General features: G+C 66.4%; 20 protein-coding genes. 11 read left to right on the top strand and 9 right to left on the bottom strand.

Going from position 1 to position 23094, the window contains the following annotated elements; all coding sequences use genetic code 11:
- Positions 1 to 45: 45 nt before the first annotated feature.
- Positions 46 to 741 carry a hemolysin III family protein gene (locus WI560_RS26785; protein WP_257178162.1) on the bottom strand — a complete coding sequence of 232 codons (696 nt, stop codon included), beginning with the start codon at positions 739 to 741 and terminating at the stop codon, positions 46 to 48.
- A gap of 178 nt (positions 742 to 919) precedes the next feature.
- On the opposite strand from WI560_RS26785, the gene WI560_RS26790 reads away from it, so the two are divergent.
- Together WI560_RS26790 and WI560_RS26795 are read left to right on the top strand one after the other, a co-directional pair.
- On the top strand, positions 920 to 2389 hold the full coding sequence (locus tag WI560_RS26790) for a YcjX family protein (protein WP_375305597.1): 1470 nt from the start codon (positions 920 to 922) through the stop codon (positions 2387 to 2389).
- Complete coding sequence (locus tag WI560_RS26795) at positions 2386 to 3414, top strand: YcjF family protein (protein WP_375305598.1); 1029 nt, start codon at positions 2386 to 2388, stop codon at positions 3412 to 3414. Before WI560_RS26790 ends, WI560_RS26795 begins: the two co-directional genes overlap by 4 nt.
- 120 nt (positions 3415 to 3534) lie before the next feature.
- On the opposite strand, the gene WI560_RS26800 is transcribed toward WI560_RS26795, so the two are convergent.
- Entirely contained in the window at positions 3535 to 5100 is a 1566-nt protein-coding gene (locus WI560_RS26800) for a glycosyltransferase family 39 protein (protein ID WP_375308919.1), read from the bottom strand.
- 385 nt (positions 5101 to 5485) lie between these two features.
- Between WI560_RS26800 and WI560_RS26805 the strand changes: the two genes are divergently transcribed.
- The 4 genes from WI560_RS26805 to WI560_RS26820 all read left to right on the top strand — a co-directional run bounded on the left by WI560_RS26805 (position 5486) and on the right by WI560_RS26820 (position 9461).
- Positions 5486 to 7219, top strand: coding sequence for an adenylate/guanylate cyclase domain-containing protein (locus WI560_RS26805; protein ID WP_375305599.1), 1734 nt, complete (start codon positions 5486 to 5488; stop codon positions 7217 to 7219).
- Positions 7220 to 7530: 311 nt separating this feature from the next.
- Positions 7531 to 8730 (top strand): molybdopterin-dependent oxidoreductase, encoded by a 1200-nt coding sequence (locus tag WI560_RS26810; protein ID WP_375305600.1) that lies wholly within the window; start codon positions 7531 to 7533, stop codon positions 8728 to 8730.
- A 12-nt stretch (positions 8731 to 8742) separates the two neighbouring features.
- On the top strand, positions 8743 to 9051 hold the full coding sequence (locus WI560_RS26815) for a cytochrome c (RefSeq protein WP_375305601.1): 309 nt from the start codon (positions 8743 to 8745) through the stop codon (positions 9049 to 9051).
- Positions 9052 to 9260: 209 nt separating this feature from the next.
- Complete coding sequence (locus WI560_RS26820) at positions 9261 to 9461, top strand: cold-shock protein (protein WP_008563500.1); 201 nt, start codon at positions 9261 to 9263, stop codon at positions 9459 to 9461.
- A gap of 172 nt (positions 9462 to 9633) precedes the next feature.
- Here the strand turns inward: WI560_RS26820 and WI560_RS26825 are convergent, their stop codons facing one another.
- A complete protein-coding gene (locus tag WI560_RS26825) occupies positions 9634 to 10095 on the bottom strand; it encodes an Lrp/AsnC ligand binding domain-containing protein (protein WP_257197898.1) in 462 nt (153 codons plus the stop codon).
- Positions 10096 to 10208: 113 nt separating this feature from the next.
- On the opposite strand from WI560_RS26825, the gene putA reads away from it, so the two are divergent.
- The 3 genes from putA (at position 10209) to WI560_RS26840 (ending at position 15377) form a co-directional block, all read left to right on the top strand.
- Complete coding sequence (gene putA, locus WI560_RS26830; RefSeq protein WP_375305602.1) at positions 10209 to 13220, top strand: bifunctional proline dehydrogenase/L-glutamate gamma-semialdehyde dehydrogenase PutA; 3012 nt, start codon at positions 10209 to 10211, stop codon at positions 13218 to 13220.
- A gap of 117 nt (positions 13221 to 13337) precedes the next feature.
- Positions 13338 to 14543 (top strand): CaiB/BaiF CoA transferase family protein, encoded by a 1206-nt coding sequence (locus WI560_RS26835; RefSeq protein WP_375305603.1) that lies wholly within the window; start codon positions 13338 to 13340, stop codon positions 14541 to 14543.
- A gap of 186 nt (positions 14544 to 14729) precedes the next feature.
- Positions 14730 to 15377, top strand: coding sequence for a glutathione S-transferase family protein (locus WI560_RS26840; RefSeq protein WP_375305604.1), 648 nt, complete (start codon positions 14730 to 14732; stop codon positions 15375 to 15377).
- 188 nt (positions 15378 to 15565) lie between these two features.
- Here the strand turns inward: WI560_RS26840 and WI560_RS26845 are convergent, their stop codons facing one another.
- The 6 genes from WI560_RS26845 to WI560_RS26870 form a co-directional block, all read right to left on the bottom strand.
- Positions 15566 to 15730, bottom strand: coding sequence for a hypothetical protein (locus WI560_RS26845; RefSeq protein ID WP_375305605.1), 165 nt, complete (start codon positions 15728 to 15730; stop codon positions 15566 to 15568).
- A gap of 23 nt (positions 15731 to 15753) precedes the next feature.
- On the bottom strand, positions 15754 to 17277 hold the full coding sequence (locus WI560_RS26850) for a hypothetical protein (RefSeq protein ID WP_375305606.1): 1524 nt from the start codon (positions 17275 to 17277) through the stop codon (positions 15754 to 15756).
- A gap of 92 nt (positions 17278 to 17369) precedes the next feature.
- Positions 17370 to 18344, bottom strand: coding sequence for a hypothetical protein (locus tag WI560_RS26855; RefSeq protein ID WP_375305607.1), 975 nt, complete (start codon positions 18342 to 18344; stop codon positions 17370 to 17372).
- A 347-nt stretch (positions 18345 to 18691) separates the two neighbouring features.
- Complete coding sequence (locus WI560_RS26860) at positions 18692 to 19189, bottom strand: TPM domain-containing protein (protein ID WP_375305608.1); 498 nt, start codon at positions 19187 to 19189, stop codon at positions 18692 to 18694.
- Positions 19190 to 19194: 5 nt separating this feature from the next.
- Positions 19195 to 20088 (bottom strand): TPM domain-containing protein, encoded by an 894-nt coding sequence (locus WI560_RS26865; protein WP_375305609.1) that lies wholly within the window; start codon positions 20086 to 20088, stop codon positions 19195 to 19197.
- A gap of 134 nt (positions 20089 to 20222) precedes the next feature.
- Positions 20223 to 20831, bottom strand: coding sequence for a LemA family protein (locus tag WI560_RS26870; protein ID WP_375305610.1), 609 nt, complete (start codon positions 20829 to 20831; stop codon positions 20223 to 20225).
- A 266-nt stretch (positions 20832 to 21097) separates the two neighbouring features.
- Here WI560_RS26870 and WI560_RS26875 point away from each other — a divergent pair, with 266 nt between their 5' ends.
- Complete coding sequence (locus tag WI560_RS26875; protein WP_375305611.1) at positions 21098 to 21949, top strand: enoyl-CoA hydratase; 852 nt, start codon at positions 21098 to 21100, stop codon at positions 21947 to 21949.
- A gap of 5 nt (positions 21950 to 21954) precedes the next feature.
- Positions 21955 to 23094: an acyl-CoA dehydrogenase family protein gene (locus WI560_RS26880; protein ID WP_375305612.1), complete on the top strand. Its 1140-nt coding sequence runs from the start codon at positions 21955 to 21957 to the stop codon at positions 23092 to 23094.

Consider the following 23094-nt stretch of genomic DNA (forward strand, 5'->3'; position numbering starts at 1 on the left):
TACCGCTTGACACCGCGCGCACTTATTCCGCGGCGCGGAGCTTGCTCAGCTCAACACGAGGTCGAGCACCGCGGTATAATGGCATGCCGCGCCGGCCAAGACAAAGCCGTGCCAAATCGCATTCTGGAAGCGCAACCGCCGCCAGGCGTGGAAGATCACGCCAAAACTGTAGAGCAGTCCGCCGGCCAGGATGAAGCCCAGCGCCAGCGCCGGCAGCGCCCGGACCACGGCGTCGTAGAGCATCACCCCGCTCCAGCCCATTGCGAGATAAATGCCGACCGAGACGCGGTCGAAGCGGCCAGGGTAGCAAAGCTTCAGCACGATGCCTGATATGGCGACGCACCAGACGCCGGCGAGCAGCACCAGCGCAAACCCGCTGTCCTTCACCTCCAGGATGAACGGCGTGTAGGTCGCTGCGATCAGGAGATAGATCGCGGAATGGTCGAACCGGCGCAGCAGCCATTTGGCCGGCGACACCGGCCAGAGGTTATAGGTCGCCGACAACACCAGCATCGAGAGCAGGCCGGCGATGTAGATCGAGACGCCGACAACGTCGGTCGCATCGGCATAGATCGCCGTCAGCACCACCAGCACGGTGGCGGCGACGATGCCGGCGAGCACTCCGATCGCGTGGACGACGCCGTCGGCGATGAGCTCGGCGCGGTCGTAATGCCAGCCCATCGCGTCGGCCGCGGCGTGGACAGAGCTGGAGGCAAGCTGTTTCAGTTGGAAGACGGTCATGGCAATCCGCAAAAAGAGGTGGTGCCCTCTGCTATGGGTGTTTCGGGATCGGCGCGTCGTTCAAACGGCTGATTCTCCGATAAAGGCGGTGGAAGTATGGAGCTTGATTTTCCTCACGCAATTGCCACTTTTGTGAACGGCCGCACATTCCTCCCGCCCCGGATCCTCTAACGTTCAGATGGCATTCAGTTTCCATGACATGGTCGAAGAAGCGCGGCTGTCCGCGCAGGCGCTGATCGACTATGGCGAGCACTTCTTCAATCCGACGGTGCGGTTAGGCGTTACCGGCCTGTCGCGGGCCGGCAAGACCGTGTTCATCACCGCGCTGGTCCACGGCCTCACCCGCGGCGGACGGTTTCCGGTGTTCGACGCCTATGCCTCGGGCCGGATCGCGCGGGCGCATCTGGCGCCGCAGCCCGACGATGCCGTGCCGCGCTTTGCCTATGAGAGCCATCTGCGCGCGCTGGTCGAGGAACGGCGCTGGCCGAATTCGACCGTCGACATCAGCGAGCTCCGGCTCGTGATCGAGTACCAGCGCCCGAACGGCGCCGACCGCACGCTGACGCTCGACATCGTCGACTATCCCGGCGAATGGCTGCTCGACCTGCCGCTGCTGCAAAAGAGTTTCGAGCAATGGTCGTCGGAGAGCCTGGCCTTGTCGCGCGAGGCGCCGCGCGCGCATCTCGCCGGCGAATGGCACGCCCATCTCGCAACACTCAAGCCCGAGGGGCGCGAGGACGAGCAGGCGACGCTCGCCGCTGCAAGACTCTTCACCGATTATTTGCGCGCCTGCCGCGACGAGCGCTTCGCGATGAGCCTGCTGCCGCCCGGCCGCTTCCTGATGCCCGGCAATCTCGCAGGCTCCCCCGCGCTGACCTTCGCGCCGCTCGACGTGCCCATCGGCGGCCAGGCGGGCGAGGGATCGCTGTGGGCGATGATGGTGCGCCGTTATGAGGCCTACAAGGACGTCGTGGTGCGGCCGTTCTTCCGCGATCATTTCGCCCGGCTCGACCGCCAGATCGTGCTGGCCGATGCGCTGTCGGCGTTCAACTCCGGTCCCGAGGCGCTGCACGATCTCGAAGCCGCGCTGGCCGGCATTCTCGATTGCTTCAACATCGGCCGCAGCACGCTGCTGTCCAGCCTGTTCCGGCCGCGCATCGACCGCATCCTGTTCGCGGCGACCAAGGCGGACCATCTGCATCATTCCAGCCACGACCGGCTCGAGGCCGTGCTGCGCCGCGCCGTCTCGGGCGCCGTTGCGCGCGCGGAAAGTACCGGCGCTTCCATCGACGTGGTGGCGCTGGCCGCCGTGCGCGCCACGCGGGAAGCGCAGGTCGCGCGCGGCCGCGACAAATTGCCGTCGATCCTGGGAACGCCCGCCGCCGGCGAGAGCGCCGGCGGCGAGTTCTTCGACGGCAACACGGAAGTGGCGACCTTTCCGGGCGACCTGCCGCTGGACCCCGAGCCGCTGTTCAACGGCACTGATGCGTTCCGCGGCCTTGCGACCGAGGCTGCCGAGAGAAGCGATTTCCGCTTCCTGCGCTTCCGTCCGCCAACCCTCGAGCGCGAAGGCACCGAGCCGCCGACGCTGCCACACATCCGCCTCGACCGCGCCCTGCAGTTCCTGATCGGAGACAAGCTCGCATGAACGACCGATCGAAGCCACGGCGGCCGGCGACGTTCCGGCTCGACGATCCCGGCGTCGTCGTCACCGAGGCCGACGAGACAGCACGGCTCGGCCGCGCCACCATCCAGATCACGCCTGAGCACGATCCGCAGGCGCTGCCGGTGCCCATCGCGGCGGCGCGGCCGGCGCGGCGCGGCTTTCCGTGGGGCACGCTGTTCTGGTCGGGGCTTGCCGGGCTGACGCTGCTCGGCACCGGGCTCGGCGTGGTCCATCTGATCGAGGATCTGTTCGCGCGGAGCGAAACGCTCGGCTTCGTCGGCCTCGCTTTCGCGTCCGTCACCGCGCTGGCGCTGGCCGTGGTGATCGGACGCGAGGCGTTCGGCCTCGCGCGTCTTGCGACGATCGAGAAACTGCACGAGCGCGCAGCCGCCGTCCTTGCCAGCGACGACCGCAAGGAGAGCCGCGTCATCGTGCAGGACCTGCTCAAGATCGCGCACCAGAACCCCCAGCTGGCGCGCGCACGCGCCACGCTGGAAAGCCATGCCGGCGAGATCATCGACGGCGCCGACATGATCCGGCTCGCCGAGCGCGAGTTGATGTCGCCGCTCGATGCGGAGGCGCGGCGGCTGGTGTCGTCGGCCGCGCAGAAGGTGTCGATCGTGACCGCGGTGAGCCCGCGCGCCGCGATCGACGTGCTGTTCGTGTTCGTCGCCGCGCTGCGCCTGATCCGCCAGCTCGCTTTTCTCTATGGCGGCCGCCCCGGCGCGCTCGGCATGATCCGCCTGCTGCGCCACGTCATCGCCCATCTCGCCATCACCGGCGGCATGGCCGCGAGCGACAGCCTGGTGCAGCAGATGCTCGGCCACGGCATCGCGGCGAAGCTGTCGCAGCGGCTCGGCGAAGGCGTGCTGAACGGCTTGCTGACGGTGCGGCTCGGCCTCGCCGCGATCGACGTCACGCGCCCGCTGCCGTTCGCCGCACTGCCGCCGCCGAAGCTGTCGGATCTGGCGAGCGATCTGCTACGGAAGAAGGATGGGGAGGAGTAGTGGGCCGCTCTTCCTTACCCTCCCCTAGAGGGGGAGGGTCGGCTCATATTGAGCGCAGCGAAATATGAGCCGGGGTGGGGTGACGGTCTCTCCACCTCCAACAGTGCCCGTGCGGAAAGATCACCCCACCCCGCTCGCGCTGCGCGCGATCGACCCTCCCCCTCCAGGGGAGGGTAAGAGAAACCGCGCGAGCTTTGCGCTGAATTCCCCCGCCAGCACCTTCCACTGAAACAGCGGCGAGTCCTTCGGCGGCGACAGCTCCGGGGTCCAGCCGGAGAGCTTTTCGATCGCGTAGGTATCCATCACGAGGCCGCGCCAGCGCCGCTCGACCTGACCGAGCTGTTCACGTTTCGCCGGAATGTTCTGCCACAGCGGCGAACGGTTGTCCGGCTCGCGGCCGACATAGATGCCGGCGTGGCCCTTGATCCGGTCCATGCCGGGATCGGCGAAACCCTGGAAGCGGCCGCGCTCGTTGATCTCGATGACGGGCACGCGCCCCCTGAACAGCCAGCGCATCATGGCGTAGGTGCGGTAATCGGTCGTGGCGATCCAGGTCGCGCCGGTCTCGTCCAGCGCGGCCTGCGCGCGTGCGGCAACCTGCTCATAGCCGGCCTCGGCACCGATGGGGTCGATCCTGCCGAGCAGATTCCACGGCGCGGCGACGTAGTAGAGGAACACGATGACGACGAAGGCGATGCCGGAGACGATGGCGGTCCTCGCCCAGAACAGCGACGATCTCAGCATGCGCGCCGACCAATCCTCCTTCATCATCGCCACGAGGTTCACGGCGGCAGCGGCGAAGCCGACCGGCCACATGAACATCGGCCAGGTATCGCCGACCCGCAGCGTGGTCGACTTCGCGAGGAAATACAGGAACGGCACCAGCACCGCGGTCGACAGCAGGATCGCGACCGGCTCGCGCGTGCGATAGCCGCGCCACGCCGTCAGCACCAACCCGGTCAGCACCACCGGCAGCATGACGAAGCCGACCAGGCCGAACTGCAGGCCGATGTAATCGCCGAGCGTCCGCAGCGAGATGCCGTAACTGGCGGTGGCGCGTACGCCCTGGAAGCGAAACGAGGCCCAGTCGTGCTGCACGTTCCAGATCAGCACCGGCGAGAACACGAGGGTGGCAACCAGCACGGCGAGATAAGGATAGGGGCTGCGCAACCAGCGCCAGCGCCAATCCGGCACCAGCAGAAAGGCGGCGACCGCCGGCGCGAACATGATCGCGGTGAATTTCGACAGCATCGAGAGGCCGGCGAACAGGCCGGCCGCCAGCCACCAGCGTCCGTCGCCGCTCTGCGACAACCGCACCAGCGACCACATCATCGCCACCGCAAACGGGATCATGGCGACATCGGGCGCGACCTTGGCCATCAGCAGGCCGTAATAGAGCGCGGCCTCGGGCATCAGCACCGCGAGCGCGATCGCGCGCACATCATGGGTGAGGCGGCGGACCATGTCTGCGAGCAACAGCTGCGTCAGCAGCATCGCGACGATGCCGCCGAAGCGGACACCGAGCGGCGTGTCGCCGAAGATCGCAGTGCCGAGGCGGATCAGCCAGGCGATGCCCGGAGGGTGGTCGAGGAAGCTGAGCGCGCCCTCCTTCGACCAGGTCCAGTAATAGGCCTCGTCGGTACGCAGCTCGATCGCGGAGGCGTAGACGATACGCAGCAGCGTCATCGCGGCGATGACGAGCACGGCAACAAGGATGAGACGGCGTTCGGCGCCGTCTGGCTTCACAGGGATATCGGCAGCGATCGTCACGGCCGCGCTTTTCGCCAACCCGGGAGGGGGAGTCAATGCGGGGGGGCCCCAACCCAGGTGTCGTCCCGGGCGAGCGAAGCGCGACCCGGGATCCATAACCACAGGGAGGAGTTTGGCGAAAACTCGCGGTTGCCAACCGGCCCCAAACATCTCCCTGGGGCTATGGGTCCCGGATCTGCGCGCGCCTGGGGGCGCGCTTGTCCGGGACGACAGTGGGGCTTGCCGCGCATGTGACCTGTCACCCCCGGGAATTAAACGCTAGGCTGGCCGTTCTGCTTTCCGAGCTGATACAACCCGAATCATGGCCACCGCTGCTGCACAGATGTCCGAACTCGTCCGCGCGACCAGCGTACGGCAGGTGCGGCTCGTCTGCGGAGTGATCCTGTTCTGTTATGTGATCAGCCATTTCCTCAACCATGCGCTCGGCAATATCTCGGTCGAGGCCATGGAAGCCGGGGTCACCTACCACATCCTGTTCTGGCAGTTCCTGCCCGTCGCGATCGTGTTCTACACCGCTGCGCTGACGCATATGGGGCTCGGCATCTACGCGCTGTATCAGCGCCGCCAGTTCCGCTGGCGGACGACCGAGCCGCTGCAGCTCGCGCTGGGCTTGAGCATCCCTGCTCTGGTCATGGGCCACGTGGTCGGGGTGCGGCTCGGCTACACGCTGTACGATCACCAGAAGCTCTACCCGCAGGAGCTCTACCTGTTCTTCGTCGCCGCGCCCGGCCGGCTCTGGCAGATGACGATCCTGCTCGTGATCGCCTGGGTCCATGGCTGCATCGGCATCTATTTCTGGCTGCGCCTCAAACCGTTCTTCACCCGCGCGGCGCCCTATCTGCTCGCCGCCGCCGTGCTGATCCCGACGCTGTCGCTGCTCGGCATCTACCAGGGCGGCCGCAGCGTCGCGCTCGAAGCCGAAGACGGCGAATGGCGCGCGCAAAATCTCACCCGACGCCAGGTCGGCACCACGGCCGAGGCCGCGACGCTCGATCGCATCACCGGCGGCTTCACGATCGCCTATTTCGGGCTGGTGGGCCTGGCGCTGGCGGCGCGCGGCGTGCGCGCCTGGCGGGAGCGCCGCGGCGGCGTGATCGCGCTGTCCTACGGCAACGGCAAGACGGTGCGGGTTCCCAAGGGCCTCTCGGTGCTGGAGGCGAGCCTGCGCCACAATCTGCCGCATGCCAGCGTCTGCGGCGGCCGGGCCCGCTGCTCGACCTGCCGCATCCGGATCATCGGCGATCATGCCACGCTGCCCGAGCCGTCGCAGCGCGAAGCCTTCGTGCTGACGCGCGTCGGCACCAACGATCCCTCGATCCGGCTGGCCTGCCAGTTGCGGCCGACGTCGGACCTCTCCTTCTTCCAGCTCTTCACCCCGCAAGCGACGACGGCGACCGCGCACGCCTCGGCGCCGGCGAGCATCGGCCAGGAGCGCTATCTCGTCAGCCTGTTCGTGGACATGCGCGGCTCGACGCAGCTCGCCGAGAAACGGCTGCCGTTCGACACCGTCTTCATCGTCAACCGCTTCCTCGGCGCGGTGTCGCAGGCGGTGATCGAGAATGGCGGCCAGCCCAACCAGTTCGTCGGCGACGGCATGCTGGCGCTGTTCGGGCTCACGGCCGATCCGCAAACCGCCTGTCGGCAAGCGCTGAAGGCGGCAAGCGGCATCGCCACCCAACTCGACGAACTGAACCGGCTCCTGAGCCATGATCTTCGCCAGCCGATCCGCTTCGGCATCGGCATTCACGGCGGCGAGGTCATCATCGGCGACATCGGTTATCGCGATCACATCGTCTTCACGGCGCTGGGCGATGCCGTCAACGTCGCCGCCCGCCTCCAGGACATGACCAAGACGCTGGCCTGCGAGGCGATCGTCTCGGACGAGATCAGCCGCAGCGCGGGCCTCCCCGACGATGCCCTGCCGCACCAGGAGGTCGCGATCCGCGGCCGCGACGAGCCGCTTGCCGTGCGGGTGGTGGCGGATGCGCGGGAGCTGGCGGCATTGGTCGATCGCAGCGAGCGCGTCGCGGCGTAAGGTCTCCCTCCCCCGCTTGCGGGGGAGGGTTGGGGAGAGGGTGTCTCCGCAACGGGACAGCCCCCTAGAGGAGAGAGCCCTCACCCGGCACTTCGTGCCGACCTCTCCCGCAAGCGGGAGAGGTGGTGCACCACCGTCGCGGCTACAGCTTGGGCTCAATCTCATCGCCGCGTAACACCGGCCTGCTGCGACGCAGCGGAATGGGCCTGCTGCGAAAGCACGAATTGACTTCGTTCCGATCGTTGCAACAGATGAGCGCGGGTCCGCGGTGATGGCCGCTGACAGAAGAAAGGCTCCGGGAGGAGACGAGGATGTTCGATCGACGCGACCTGCTCAAGGGAGCGGGCTTGACCGCTCTTGCGGCCACACTGAATGCCACGAGGGCGTCGGCACTCGGCACCGTCACGCTTCCGTTCGCCAATGGCGAACGGCCGCTGGTGAAATACCCGCAGAAGCGGCCGATGATCGGCCTCACCAGCCGGCCGCCGCAGCTCGAGACGCCGTTTGCGATCTTCAACGACGGTCCGATCACGCCGAACAACGCGTTCTTCGTGCGCTATCACCTCTCCGACCTGCCCTACGATCTCGATCCCGACAAATTCACGCTGGAGGTCAAGGGCAAGGTTGACAAGCCGCTCAAACTTTCGCTGAAGGACATCCGGAAGATGAAGTCGACGGAGATCGTCGCCGTCGCCCAGTGCTCCGGCAACAGCCGCGGCTTCTTCGAGCCGCGCGTCGCCGGCGGCCAGCTCGCCAACGGCGCCATGGGCTGTGCGCGCTGGCGCGGCGTGCCGCTGAAAGCCGTGCTGGACATGGCCGGCGTGCAGAGCGGCGCCAAGCAGGTCACATTCAACGGCATGGACGGGCCGGTCAGCGACAAGACGCCTGACTTCGTCAAGGCGCTCGACATCGATCACGCCAATGACGGCGAGGTCATGCTGGCCTACGGCATGAACGGCGAGGATCTGCCGTTCCTCAACGGCTTCCCGCTGCGCCTGATCGTGCCCGGCTATTACGGCACCTACTGGGTCAAGCACCTCAACGAGATCACCGTCATCGACAATGTCTATGACGGCTTCTGGATGAAGTCGGCCTATCGCATTCCGGATACACCGAACAACGCGGTCGAGCCCGGCACCGCGCCGAAGGCGACCATCCCGATCAACCGCTTCACCATCCGCTCTTTCATCACCAGCGTGCCTGACGGCGCCAAGCTGAAGGCGGGAGCTGTGACCTTGCGCGGCATCGCCTTTGACGGCGGCAAGGGCATCAGGGAGGTCCAGGTCTCCACTGACGGCGGCAAGAGCTGGGTGAACGCCAAGCTCGGCAAGGATCTCGGCAAATACGCCTTCCGCGAATGGAAGTTGCCGGTGAAGCTCGCGGCGGGCAGCGTTGAGCTCAAGGTGCGCGCCACCGGCAATGGCGGCGAGACGCAGCCGGACACGCCGCGCTGGAACCCGGCGGGTTATTTGCGCAACGTGGTCGAGACCGTCCGCGTGACGGCCGCCTGAGGGAGAATGATCATGCAGCGCACCGTTCTCCTCGCCGTCTCGCTCGGCCTTGTCGCCGCGATGGGTTCGGCACTTGCCGCGCCGGTCAACTACAAGACCCCTGATGAGGTCGCCGCGTTCAAGCCGGGCCCCGGCCTCGAGGTCGTCAAGGGCAATTGCAGCGCCTGCCACTCGGCCGACTACATCAAGACGCAGCCGCCGATGAAGGACAGGAAAGGCTTCTGGCAGGCCGAGGTGACCAAGATGATCAAGGTCTATGGCGCGCCGATCGACGATGCAGATGTCGGCAAGATCGTCGATTTCCTGGCCGCGACGTATTGACTGACAGCGCGCAGCACGCGGGCTGTTTGACCGCGAAACGGGCAAAACCGGCAAAAGCGCCGCGAAGTTGAGCGGAATTCGGCGAAATGCCGATGTGGTTTGAGCTACCAAGCCCGCCACATTCCGCGTATCCTGTTAGGACCGAACCGGCCGGTTGGCGGGGACTGGCGGTTCGGAGATTTCGGAGGAAGACCCGCGGAGAAGTCGTGATGGCTAAAGGTACGGTCAAGTGGTTCAACCCGACGAAGGGTTATGGATTTATCCAGCCTGCGTCGGGAGGCAAGGATGTGTTCGTGCATATCTCGGCAGTGCAGAAGGCCGGTCTGTCGACCCTGAACGAGGGACAGACGGTGGAATACGAAGAGATCGCAAACCGGGGCAAGACTTCCGCAGAGAACCTCAAAGTATAAGCCCGCCAGCCTTTGCTGCCTCCCGGATCACCTTCCGGGAGCGGGCCAAGAAAATTTCAGAAGACGGCCAGTGCATTCGACGACAGGCGTTGCGATTGCACGAGGATAGCTATTTTTCCTGCGAAGACCGCTTGTTCGACGCCGCAGCAATGACAATCGCGACGACATTTCGTCAGCCCACCGGCAACGGTGCGTCGCGCTTGATCTCTTCCATCACCGCATAGGTCCGCGTCTCGCGCACGCCCGGCATCGACAGCAGGGTCTCGCCGAGGAAGCGTCGATAGGCGGACATGTCCGCGAGCCGCGCCTTCACAAGATAGTCGAAGCCGCCGGCAACCATGTGACACTCCAGCACCTCCGGCGCGAGCTTCACCGCGCGCGCGAACCGCTCGAAATTGTCGGGCGTGGTCTTGTCGAGCAGCACTTCGACGAACACCAGAAGGCCAAGGCCGAGCCGATGCGGGTTGAGCCGCGCGCCGTAGCCCTCGACGAAGCCCTCGCGCTGCAGCCGCTTCAGCCGCTCGCCGATCGAGGTCGGCGACAGCCCGATGCGCTCGGCGAGGTCGACATTGGCGATCCGCCCATCCTCCTGCAAAATCGAGAGGATTCTCCGGTCGATCCTATCTAGTTCCATATTATCTGAGGTCATATGCCCATCGATCTTCGTTTTCTAAGGCAAATTTGCTAGATTGTCTATCGAACTACGGTCACGCGGGCTTTATCCTGAACTCAGCCACAGGACACGCCATGCCGAACATCCCGCCTCCCTTTGCCGCCCCCTACTCGCCGGACGATGCCGAGCTTGCTGCGCAGCTGTTGCCGGCGTCGCATCTCTCCCCGCCGCAGGAAGCCCGGATCGACCGGACCGCGACCCGGCTGATCGAGGCGATCCGCAAGCGCGACGATCGGCTTGCAGGTAATCTTGGCGGGGTCGAGGACATGCTGCGGGAGTTCGCGCTCTCGACCAAGGAGGGCCTCGCGCTGATGGTGCTGGCCGAGGCACTGCTGCGCGTGCCCGACGCCCGCACCGCCAACCAGTTCATCGAGGACAAGCTCGGCGAGGGTGACTTCATCCACCACGAGACCAAGTCCACGGCCTTCCTGGTCAACGCCTCGGCCTGGGCGCTCGGGCTGTCCGCGCGGGTGATCCAGCCCGGCGAAACGCCCGACGGCACCATCGGCCGCCTCGTCAAGCGGCTGGGAGCGCCGGCGGTGCGCACCGCGACGCGCCAGGCGATGCGGCTGATGGGCAATCATTTCGTGCTCGGCGAGACCATCGAGCAGGCGCTGGAGCGGGCGCAGCCGCGCTCCGGCCAGAAGTCGCGCTATTCCTTCGACATGCTCGGCGAAGGCGCGCGCACGGCGGCCGACGCGACGCGCTATTTCGATGCCTATGCCAGCGCGATCGAAACCATCGGCAAGGCCGCAGGCACTCATTCCCTGCCCGACCGGCCCGGCATCTCGGTCAAGCTCTCGGCGCTGCATCCGCGCTTCGAGGCGATCAGCCGCGCGCGGGTGATGGCCGAGCTGGTGCCGCTGCTGCTCGATCTGGCGCAGCGTGCCAAGGCCCATGACCTCAATTTCACCGTCGATGCCGAGGAAGCCGACCGGCTGGAACTGTCGCTCGACGTGATCGCGGCAACGCTCGCCGATTCCTCGCTCAAAGGCTGGGACGGATTTGGCCTTGCGATCCAGGCCTATCAGAAGCGCGCCGCCGCCGTGATCGACCATGTCGATGCACTTGCGCGCGCGCATGACCGCAGGCTGATGGTGCGCCTGGTCAAGGGCGCTTATTGGGACACCGAGATCAAGCGCGCGCAGGAGCGCGGGCTCATTGGCTATCCCGTGTTCACGCGCAAGGCGATGACGGACCTGAACTACGTTGCCTGCGCGACGAAGCTGCTGGCCCTGCGACCGCGCATCTTCCCGCAATTCGCCACCCACAACGCGCTGACGGTCGCGACCGTGCTGGAGCTCGCCGCGAGCGGCGGCGGCTTCGAATTCCAGCGCCTGCACGGCATGGGCGAGGCGCTGTACGAGCAGCTCGCCAAGGAGAAGCCCGACATCGCTTACCGCACCTATGCGCCGGTCGGCAGCCATCGCGACCTGCTGGCCTATCTGGTGCGGCGCCTCTTGGAGAACGGCGCCAACTCCTCCTTCGTGGCGCAGGCTGCCGATTATCGCGTGCCGGTGACGGCACTGCTGCAGCGTCCGGCGGATGCCATTGTCCGGCCGCAGGCGGCAGCTCATTCCAGGATTCCGTTGCCGGCCGACCTGTTCGCGCCGGAGCGGCGCAATTCGCGCGGCGTCGAATTCGGCGCGCGCCTCGCGCTCGACCAATTGCTGGCCGGCGTGAAGGCCGAGGCCGTAGACCTCAAGCCCATCGCCGATGCCACGCCGGATCAGACCCATGCGGCAGTCGCTGCGGCGCGCGGGGGCTTTGCCGCCTGGAGCCGGACGCCGGCGGCCACGCGCGCGGCGGCACTGGAGCAGGCGGCGCATCTGCTGGAGAGCCGCAGCGTCCGCTTCATCGCGCTGCTGCAAGCCGAGGGCGGCAAGACGCTCGACGATGCGCTCTCGGAGCTGCGGGAAGCCGCGGATTTCTGCCGCTATTATGCTGCGCAAGGCCGCAAGCTGTTCGGCGCTGATACCGCGATGCCCGGCCCGACCGGCGAGAGCAATGCGCTCGCGATGCGCGGCCGCGGCGTCTTCGTTGCGATCTCGCCATGGAATTTCCCGCTGGCGATTTTCCTCGGTCAGGTCGCGGCCGCGCTGATGGCCGGCAACAGCGTGGTGGCAAAGCCGGCGGAGCAGACGCCGCGCATCGCGCGCGAAGCCGTCGCCCTGTTGCACGAGGCCGGCATCCCCGGAACCGCGCTGCATCTCGTCACCGGCGACGGCAAGATCGGCGCGATGCTGACGGCGCATCCTGACATCGCGGGCGTCGTCTTCACCGGCTCGACCGAGGTCGCCCGCCTGATCAACCGGACGCTCGCCGCCAAGGACGGGCCGATCGTGCCGCTGATCGCCGAGACCGGCGGCATCAACGCGATGATTGCGGATGCCACCGCGTTGCCCGAGCAGGTCGCCGACGACGTCGTCACCTCCGCGTTCCGTTCCGCCGGCCAGCGCTGCTCGGCGCTGCGTCTCCTGTTCGTGCAGGAGGACGTTGCCGACCGCATGATCGAGATGATCGCGGGCGCTGCGCGCGAATTGAAGATCGGCGATCCCTCCGATGTCGCGACCCATGTCGGCCCGGTGATCGACCTCGAGGCCAAGCAGCGCCTCAATGCGCATGTCGCGCGGATGAAGCGCGAGGCGAAACTCCACTTTGCGGGCGACGCACCGGAGGGCTGCTTCGTCGCGCCGCACATCTTCGAGCTCAAGGACGCCGGCCAGCTCACCGAGGAGGTTTTTGGCCCGATCCTGCATGTCGTGCGCTATCGTGCGGAACACCTCGGGCGCGTGCTGCAGGCGATCGAGCGCACCGGCTACGGGCTCACCCTCGGCATCCACTCCCGCATCGACGACACCGTCGAAGCCATCATCGATCGCGCTGAGATCGGCAACATCTATGTCAACCGCAACATGATCGGCGCCGTGGTCGGCGTGCAGCCGTTCGGCGGCAACGGCCTCTCCGGAACCGGCCCCAAGGCCGGCGGCCCGCATTACCTCGCGCGCTTCGCCACCGAGCAGACGGTGACCATCAACACCGCTGCTGCCGGCGGCAACGCTGCGCTGCTTGCGGGCGAGGAGTGAGGCCCTGCGCCGGGCGCCGTTGCATCCCGCGGAAACATCGGTCTAATGGCTCCTACCACCGGCCCGCGGCAATTCCAGCGCGCGGGAAACGACCGAAGCCAAGGGAGCGACGCTGCGATGGATAAGGGCATTTTTGCCGGCCTGAAGGTTCTGGACTGCGCGAGCTTCATCGCAGCGCCCGCGGCCGCGACCGTGCTGTCGGATTTCGGCGCCGACGTCATCAAGATCGAGCCGCCCGGCGCCGGCGACCCTTATCGCAACCTGCCGAACCTGCCGGGCTATCCGACCGGCGAGCACAATTTCGCCTGGCTGCTGGAAGCCCGCAACAAGAAGAGCATCGCGCTCGACCTTGCCAAGCCGGAGGCGCAGGCCGTGCTGTACAAGCTGGTGGCAGAAGCCGACGTCTTCATCACCAACATGCCGCCGCCGGTGCGGGCCAAGCTCGGCATCACCTATGACCATCTCGCCCATCTCAATGACCGGCTCATCTACGCCTCCTTCACCGGCTATGGCGAGAAGGGCGAGGAGGCCAACAAGCCCGGCTTCGACAGCAACGCCTATTGGGCGCGCTCCGGCCTGATGGATCTGGTCCGCGCCGACACCGACACCACGCCGGCGCGCTCGGTCGCCGGCATGGGCGACCATCCCTGCGCCATGGCGTTCTACGGCGCCATCGTCACCGCGCTGTACCAGCGCGAGAAGACCGGCAAGGGCTCGCATGTCGCCTCCAATCTGATGGCGAACGGGGTGTGGGCCGCGAGCGTGCTGGCGCAGGCAAAACTCTGCGGAGCCAAGTTCGGCGAGCGGCGCTCGCGCGAGCGCGCGCTGAATGCGGTCGCCAACCACTACCAGTGCAAGGACGGCCGCTGGCTGATCCTGTCCCTGCTGAGCGAGGAGAAGCAGTTTCCGACGCTCGCCAAGTGCCTGGGGCGCGAGGACCTGATCGCCGATCCGCGCTTCGCCACCAAGGCCGACCGCCACGCCCGCTCGGTCGAGCTGATCAGGATCTTTGACGAGACCTTTGCGACGAAGGACCTCGCCGAATGGCGCAAGATCCTCGACGGCAATGGCCTCGTGTTCGGCGTCGTCGCCGTTCTCGACGACATCCCGAACGACAAGCAGATGCTCGACAACGAGGTGCTGGTGCCGTTCGAGAACGACACCATGCTCACCATCAGCAGCCCGATCTGGATCGACGGCACCAAGAAGGTGCAGCCGCGCAAGCCGCCCGCCGTCGGCGAGCACAGCGACGAGATTTTGCGCGGGGCGGGATACGACGAGGCGGCGATCAAGCAGCTGCGGGGTTCGGGGGCTGTCGGCTAAGGCGGCGCCTCGCACTCCACTGTCGTCCCGGTTCAGCGCTCCGCTTCGCTGCACTTGTCCGGGACGACGATAGCGAAATAGCTCGCGCGCGCAGATGCATTGCTGGATTGCTTCGCTGCGCTCGCAATGACGGCGCAGGACCATCCCGGTATAATATTCGGCAAGACATCAACGTCGCGAGGTCCCATGCCCAGCTATCGCCTGCACTACTTCCCGGAATCCGGCAACAGCTACAAGCTGGCGCTGATGCTGACGCTGTGCGGCGAGAGGTTCGAGCCGGTCTGGACCGATTTTGCCGGCGGCGTCACGCGCACGGCGGAATGGCGCAAGGCGGTGAACGAGATGGGCGAGATTCCCGTGCTCGAGATCGACGGCGTGAAGATGACGCAGACCGCGCCGCTCCTGCTCAAGCTCGCCGAGCGATATGGCCGCTTCGGCGCCGAGACCGAGAACGAAAACTTCGAGCTGCTGCGTTGGCTGTTCTGGGACAACCACAAGCTCACCGGCTACATGGCGACCTATCGTTTCATGCGCGCCTTCACCGAGAAGAACGATCAGCAGGTGCTGAAGCATTTTCGCCGCCGGCTTGAGGATTTCCTCGGCATTCTCGACGGGCATCTTCAGCACAACGACTTCGCGATCGGCGCAAGGCCGACGGTCGCCGATATCTCGATGATGGCCTACCTGCATTACCCTAGCGACGAGCACGGGTTCGACTTCGCCACGAGCCATCCCGCCATCCACGCCTGGCTCGGCCGCATCGCCGCCCTGCCCGGCTGGAAGCCGGCCTATGAGCTGCTGCCGGGCAAGCGGATGACGAATTACGCGAAATGAGGGGCTCTTTCTTCTCCCTCTCCCCGCTTGCGGGGAGAGGGTTGGGGTGAGGGGGAGTCTCCACGGGGACGGTGACGGCGAGACTCGCGGAGAGTCCCCCTCACCCGCCGCGCTTCGCGCGTCGGCCTCTCCCCGCAAGCGGGGCGACGCGACCCTCGCGGCTCGTTCCGAGACTCAGTCGACAGATCCTACCGCAGCGACAGCCAGCCGAGCGTGAACAGGATGCCGCCGACGACGACGGCCATCGCGATCGCCCAGACGCTGACGCGGGCGCTGCCGGCGACCTGCTTGGCTTCTTCGTTCTGCGCGATCTGGCGATTGCGCGCCTTGTTGGCGTTGCCCGTATCCATCATGAATCATCCAAATCGCTTGTTGGCTAACGCGTCTTGATGAAGCACATGCCGATGCGGCGCGAGGCCGCGGCGGCCTGACAGCTGAGACCGTTAGCACAGTTCCATGACGTAAAACTCTTGTCCGGCGTTCCCGATCCCGCATCTGCAAGGGAACAATGCGCGCCCCAGCCGTCCTGATACTCGCTTCCAGCGAGCTCGCGGCTGCCGCGGGTCTGCGGCCGGCTGGCGAATCCGCGTGAGAAATCAGGACGTTTACCCGCGGCGAAGGCGGTCAGGATGTCGCGGCGACGCAGCTGATCGCCGACGAAATGCGGCGAGGCCGGCACGATGGCCGCGTTGGACGGCTTGTCGGCGAGCCAGTCGACGCCTGGAAAATGGAAGCCGCCGATGCCGCGGGTCTGGTGGCACCCTGAGCAGGTGACGTCATTGAGACGACGCTGAAAGCCCGCGACCGAGCGGATGTTCTGCATGTCTCCGCGCGCGGCGGCCTGCTTCAGCGCGCCGACCACGTCGTCATCGGTGAAGACCGGGTCGCCGCCCTCGCCTTTCTCCTCTCCTTGCACCATGCCGAACTCGGGCTGCAGCGCGGAAGCGTCGAGGCCGGCGGGCGTCGGCACCACCGCAGCCTTGGCCAGGAATCTTTCCGGGATCAGCACCGTGCCGCGATCGAATTCGCGCAGATTCCCGGGTGCGAGCAGCCAGTGCTTGAAATCGCGCCGGAGCGCCTCGTCGGCAAGGATGCGGGCGCGGTCGATCTGGTTCTCGAGCACCGCCTCCGCGAACGTCTTCGTCGCGGCGTCGTATTTGAACACCTTGAGCAGATAGTCGGAGCGGAAATCGTGTAGCGCCGATTTCGGCGCGACAGAGAGCTGGATGTTGGTCTCGATGCGGTCGAGCATGGCATCGTCCCGGCCACCGATCAGCTCCTGCCAGTTGCCGTTGTCGAGCCAGCGCCGCGCGATCTCGGCGCAGCTGACCGGCTTGCCGTTCCCCTCCCTCTGGCGCGCATCCCGCGCTTTCAGCACCAGATTGAACGTCATCGGCAGGCGCGTCGCGGGCTTGCCGCCGTCGAACCGCGTCAGCCGGTAGATCAACCGGATCTCGCCGCAAGATTCTTCGGCGACATAGGCGCGGTCCATGCGATTGACGATGCCGGCCAGCACGAAGCGCGTGTCGGGCGATGTCAGATTGGCCCGATCGAACAGCTGCACGTCGAAACCTTCGCCGGTGCCGATGGTCTCGGTCGGCCAAGCCGCCTTCTGCCTGGCGATGTAGCGCTCGAGCTCCGCGTCGATCGCGGGAGGAATCTCCTTGAGCTGCGGCAGCGCCGCGAATAGCCGGTCGGTCGTCAGCGGACCGTCCGCCTTGCGCTCCGGCGCCAGCAGGCGCGCGATCGTGAGGACGTCGCCGTCGTCGAGCTTGCGCAACAGATCGGGATCGGTGATTGCTGTGCCGCGCGTCAGCTGTGCGGTTTCCGCGGCCGACGACGAGGCGGCGCCGCCAAGCAACACGGCAGCAGCAACGAGAATTCGCAGCGCGCGGCTCATGCCTTAGGTAACACCGCGCCGGGACACCTATTCAAGCAAAAAGGCGCCTCACATGCTGGTGAAACGCCTCTTCGAAGTCGAATATCGGACGCTCAGCGTGCGACGATCAGCCCCTTGCTGGTGACGACCACCCAGCGGCCGTCCTGGCGGCGGATCGCATCGACGCGGCCGACGCCGGGGATGGGGTCGCCGGGATAGACCTCGTAGAGGCCATCGCGGCCCTCGATCAGCGCACCGCCGTTGCCGGCGTTGCGCAGCCGCCAGCCTTCGATAGTCGGCAGACGGCCGACCTCGGGCTTGGGAGCGGCAGCCACCGGGGCCGCTGCGGCGGCGGTCGCAACCTGGGTCGGCGCGACCGAGCCGGTGATCTCCTTCGCGGGCGCCGCAGCTGCGGCAGCCTGCGCCGGCGCGGCGGGCGGCGTGACACGCAGCTTGTCGACCGCTTCCGACAGCTTTGCGATCCTGGCGAGCGGCTCGGCCTGCGCCTTCTCGAGCTTGTCGAGACGGTCGTTGGCGCGATTGAACTGGCTGAGACCCGTCTTCGAGCTGTGCTCGACATTGGCCTTGAGCGCGACGAGATCGGCATCGATCCGCGCAACCGAAGCATCGAGCGCGCTGGTATCAGTGACCTGCACCGGCGCCTGGGCGGGGTTTGCGAAATGCATCATGCCGGCGGTTGCGAGCGCGCCGCTGATCGCGCCGACACCGGCTGCGATCGCCACCACCGCGGCCATCGCCGACAGGCGCCGCTTGCTGCCGGCCTCGCGCAGCGCGTCCGCCTTCATATGCGGAGCAGAATCCTCGCGGTCCCAGCTGCGCTCCGAGGGCGCCATGACGATGAGCTTGCCGGGCTTCGGCTCCGGCTTGCTCTCGGCTTTGGGCTCGACCTTGGCTTCGATCTTCGGCACCTCGATCTTCGGTGGCTCGACCTTCACCGGGTCGGGCTTCGGCGGCGCCTCGTGGTCAGGCGCGATCGAGGGGGCGTCGATCCCGGCAGCCTCGACAGCCTGCGGCACGGTCGTCCCGGCTTCGACGACGCTGTTGTCCTGGGCAGCCTGCTCAGCCATTGGTTCGCTCACGGTTCAAATACTCCGCTCTGGATTGACCTTTTGGTAACTTTCATTGCTTGCGAAATCCTTACCTTGGGACCCGCTTACCGAAGTTTTAGGAAATTATCCGGGGCCGAATTAGGCCGGGAAGATGGAACCGGTGTGGCGGGCGTGAAACAATTTGTAACCGGGGCAAGATGAACGGCGGAGGAATGAGGCTACGCGCCGGTGATAGATCGAGCGCCCGCTCTAGCCACATCGTCATTGCGAGCGCAGCGAAGCAATCCAGCAGTCTGGATTGCTTCGTCGCAACGGCTCCTCGCAATGACGGAGCGGGCAGCACCCGCCCCTCACATCACAGTCCGTCACATCACGACCGGCGCATCCGGCAGCTCGTTCGCGGGCGAGGCCTGCGGCGGAAAATGCCGCGCCAATTGGCGCGACACCGCTTCGATGCCGCCGATGACGCCGCGCTCGAATTGGCCGGAGGCGAACTCCGACTCCATGGCGTGACAGATGCTCTCCCAGCCCGCCGCGCCGACCTTCGCGTCGATGCCACGATCGGCGATGATCTCGACGTCGCGATCGGCGAGCAGGAGATAGATCAGGACGCCGTTGTTGTGCGCGGTGTCCCAGATGCGTAAGTGCGAGAACACGTCGAGCGCACGCGCCCGCGCCGGCTGGTTGCGAAACAGCGGCACGCCGTCGAGCGCGCCTTCGACCACGAAACGAACCTGGCCGGAATGGGTGGCTTCGCCGCGCCTGATCGCCTGCTCGATGCGGGCGAGGACGTCTGGCGGAAATATCTGCCTTGCCCGCCAATGATACTGCACGAGATGTCTGGCAATGCGCTTGATGCTCATGACCGCTACCAGCTCCCCGAGGCGCCGCCGCCGCCAAAACTGCCCCCGCCGCCGCTGAACCCGCCGCTGCTCGACGATCCGCTGCTCCAGCCGCCTCCCGACGAGCCGCTCGACCAGGAGCCGCCGCGCGAGCGGCCGGTGCCCGGCGTGATCGCCGAAAACAGATCGGCGATGAAACCGATGATGAAGCCGAGCACGCCGACGGCGGCGGCGAGCGCTGCGGAGCCGAGGATGACCCAGGTCACCGCCGCAATGATGCCCCCGGTCACCAGTGATCCGAGCAACCGTCCCAGGATCGCCCGGAAGAAGCCGCCCACGCCGATCGAGGCAAACAGCGCCACGGCAAACACCGGTACGAGGTCGTCCAGATTGTGGGCGAAGTTCGCGGTGCGCGAGGGAGACGGCAAGGGCTCTCCTTCGATCACCCGCATCATGCGGTCGACGCCGTCGGAGATGCCGCCGGCGAAATCGCCTGCCCTGAACTTCGGCGTGATGACCTCATCGATGATCCGCCGCGACGTGACGTCGGTCAGAGCGCCTTCGAGGCCGTAACCGACCTCGATGCGCAAGTGCCGGTCGCTCTTGGCGACGACGAGGATCGCGCCGTCGTCGACCTTCTTGCGGCCGATCTTCCAGGCCTCCGCCACCCGGATCGAGAACTGCTCGATCGTCTCCGGCTGCGTGGTCGGCACGATCAGGACGGCGATCTGGCTGCCCTTGCGGCTCTCGAAGTCCTGCAGCTTTTGCGACAGCGCGGCGATGTCGGCGCTGGAGAGCGTGTCGGTCTGATCGACCACGCGGCCGGTGAGCTGGGGAACGGCGACGTCGGCGGAGGCGGGGAGCGCGAAGGGGAGCAGCAGCGCGAATACCACAATCGCCGACCACACTCTCGCTGTCATCGCCCGGCTTGACCGGGCGATCCAGTATTCCAGAGACGCCAGCGGGATCCGGCGGAGCCGCGGCGTACTGGATTCCCCGCTTTCGCGGGGAATGACAGCGGTGGGTTGGGCGCGCATCTGAGTCGAACGCGCCGCTACTTCGACGGCGCGGGAGCGGTGTTAAAATCCACCTTCGGCGCGGTCGAGATTGCCTTCTCGTTCTCGACCGAGAAGTTCGGCTTCTCCTTGTAGCCGAACACCATCGCGGTGACGTTGCTCGGGAAGGAGCGGATGGTGACGTTGTAATCCTGCACCGACTTGATGTAGCGGTTGCGCGCTACCGTGATGCGGTTCTCGGTCCCCTCCAGCTGCGACATCAAATCCTTGAACAGGGCGTCGGACTTCAGCTGCGGATAGTTTTCGGTCACGACCAGCAGCCGCGACAGCGCGCTGGAGAGCTCGCCCTGGGCCGCCTGGAACTTCTGGAAGGCGGCGGGATCGTTCAGCACCTCGGGCGTCGCCTGGATGCTGCCTACCTTGGCGCGTGCGTTGGTGACGCCGAGCAGCACGTCCTTCTCCTGCTGCGCAAAGCCCTTCACCGAGTTGACGAGATTGGGCACGAGGTCGGCACGGCGCTGATACTGGTTCACGACCTCGGACCAGGCGGCCTTGATCTGCTCGTCCTCGCTCTGGATCGCGTTGTAGCCGCAATTGGTGAGGCTTAGCGAGGCCAGCGCCGCCAGCACGGTCAGGATCTTGCGCATTAAATTTCTCCCGGTGGAATCTGGCGCAAACTACCAGAACGGCTCCGCGGAGTGTCGAGATTTTTCCGTCATTCGGGGCGATGCGACGGGACCGCGCAAGCGTGGTCCCCGGGCATCGAACCCCGAATCTCGAGATTCCGGGTTCGCTTCGCGCCCCGGAATGACTGCGAGGAGTCCACCCAGCCGGCTGACGCAAGCCTCTTGCCTCGCACGGGCCGACATAGTCAACTCCCCGCAACAAGACGAAAATCGTCAGAGGGAACGCGATGACCTCGTTCGAGACCATCCTCGTGGAGCGGCCCGAGCCTGATATCACCCGGGTCGTGATGAACAGGCCCGAGGCGCGCAACGCGCAGAACCTGCAGATGACCTACGACCTCAACGCCGCCTTCGACGCGGCGGTGCAGGACGATGCGGTCAAGGTGATCATTCTCGCCGGCAATGGCCCGCACTTCTCCTCCGGCCACGATCTGCGCCCCGGCGGCAAGAATGCGGCCGGCGTCGATTTCCCGCCGATCGGAAATTGGGGCGGTTTCGCCGAGCCGAACGCCCATGGCCGCTTCGCGCGCGAGCAGGAAATCTATCTCCAGATCACCCGGCGCTGGCGCAATCTGGCGAAACCCACCATCGCCGAGGTGCACGGCAAGTGCATCGCCGGCGGGCTGATGCTGGCCTGGGCCTGCGATCTCATCGTCGCCAGCGACGACGCGCAATTCTGCGACCCCGTCGTCACCATGGGCGTCTGCGGCGTCGAATGGTTCGTGCACCCCTGGGAGCTGGGTCCGCGCAAGGCCAAGGAATTCCTGTTCACCGCCGACAATTGGAGCGCGCAGGAGGCGCACCAGCTCGGCATGGTCAACCAAGTCGTGCCGCGCAGCGAATTGTCGTCACGGGTGCTGGAGCTGGCGCGCAGGATTTCGACAAAGCCGTCCTTCGCGTTGAAGATGACCAAGGAAGCCGTCAACCGCTCGGTCGACGTGATGGGCCAGCCCGCCGCGATCGACCAGGCCTTCGCGCTGCATCAGCTCTGCCACGCCCACAATCTTCAGGAGTTCGGCATGATCGTCGATCCGTCCGGCCTGCATCCTTCCGTGCGCAAGCCGGCGGCGGCGGAGTAAACAACATGGATCTCAATCTCAGTGACGAGCAGAAGCTGCTGCGCGACAGCGCAGAGCGCTTCGTGGCCGGAAGCTACGATGCCGCTCACCGCCGCAAGATGGCGAACGATCCGCTCGGCTTCAGCCCCGCGGTGTGGAAGCAGTTCGCCGAGCTTGGCTGGCTGGCGCTGCCGTTGCCCGAGGAATTCGATGGGCTCGGCGGCGGCGCGGTCGAGATCGGCATTTTGATGGAAGCCTTCGGCCGCGGGCTGGTGTCGGAGCCCTATGTGGCGACCGTGGTGCTGGGCGCCGCACTGATCGCCAGATGCGGCAGCCATGAGCAGAAGCAGTCGAGCCTGCCCAAGGTCGCCGACGGATCACTGAAGCTTGCGTTTGCGCATTCCGAGCGCGCGGCGCGGTTCGACCTCGCCAAGGTCGCGACATCGGCGACCAAGACGGCGCAGGGCTGGCGCCTGTCCGGCAGCAAGATCGCGGTGCTCGACGGCCATGCCGCCGACGAGATCATCGTCTCCGCGCTCATGCACGACCATCATGGCCCTTCGGGACGGATCGGCCTGTTCGCCATGCCGGCAACGGCGCCGGGCCTTGCGATCTCCGACTACGCGCGCCTCGGCGGCGGACGCGCCTGCAACATCGAGCTGTCGGACGTGCATCTGCCCGAAGACGCCCTGCTCGGCGACGGCCACGACGCGCTGCCGGCGATCGAATGGGCCGTCGACCGCGCGATGGCCGCGCTCGGTGCCGAAGCCGTCGGCATCATGCAGACGCTGCTCGACACCACGCTCGAATACACCAAGATCCGGAAACAATTCGGCCGGCCGCTCTCGGCCAACCAGGTCATCCGCCACCGGCTCGCCGACATGGCCATGCAGGTCGACGAGGCGCGCTCGATGGCGCTGCGCGCCGCGCTGAAGGTGGACGCTGCGCCGACCGAGCGCGCCCGGGCGGCGTCGGGCGCGAAGGCGAAGATCGGCAGATGCGCCCGCTTCGTCGGCGAGCAGTCGATCCAGCTCCATGGCGGCATGGGCGTCACCGAGGAGCTGGAGGTTGGCGCCTATTTCAAGCGCCTCGTCGCCTTCGACACGCTGTTCGGCGGCAGCGCGCATCACTATGCCCGCCACGCCGAACTCGGCCGCAAGGCCTGA

The sequence above is a fragment of the Bradyrhizobium sp. A11 genome, from assembly GCF_042077125.1.
In the GTDB taxonomy this organism is placed as follows: domain Bacteria; phylum Pseudomonadota; class Alphaproteobacteria; order Rhizobiales; family Xanthobacteraceae; genus Bradyrhizobium; species Bradyrhizobium japonicum_B.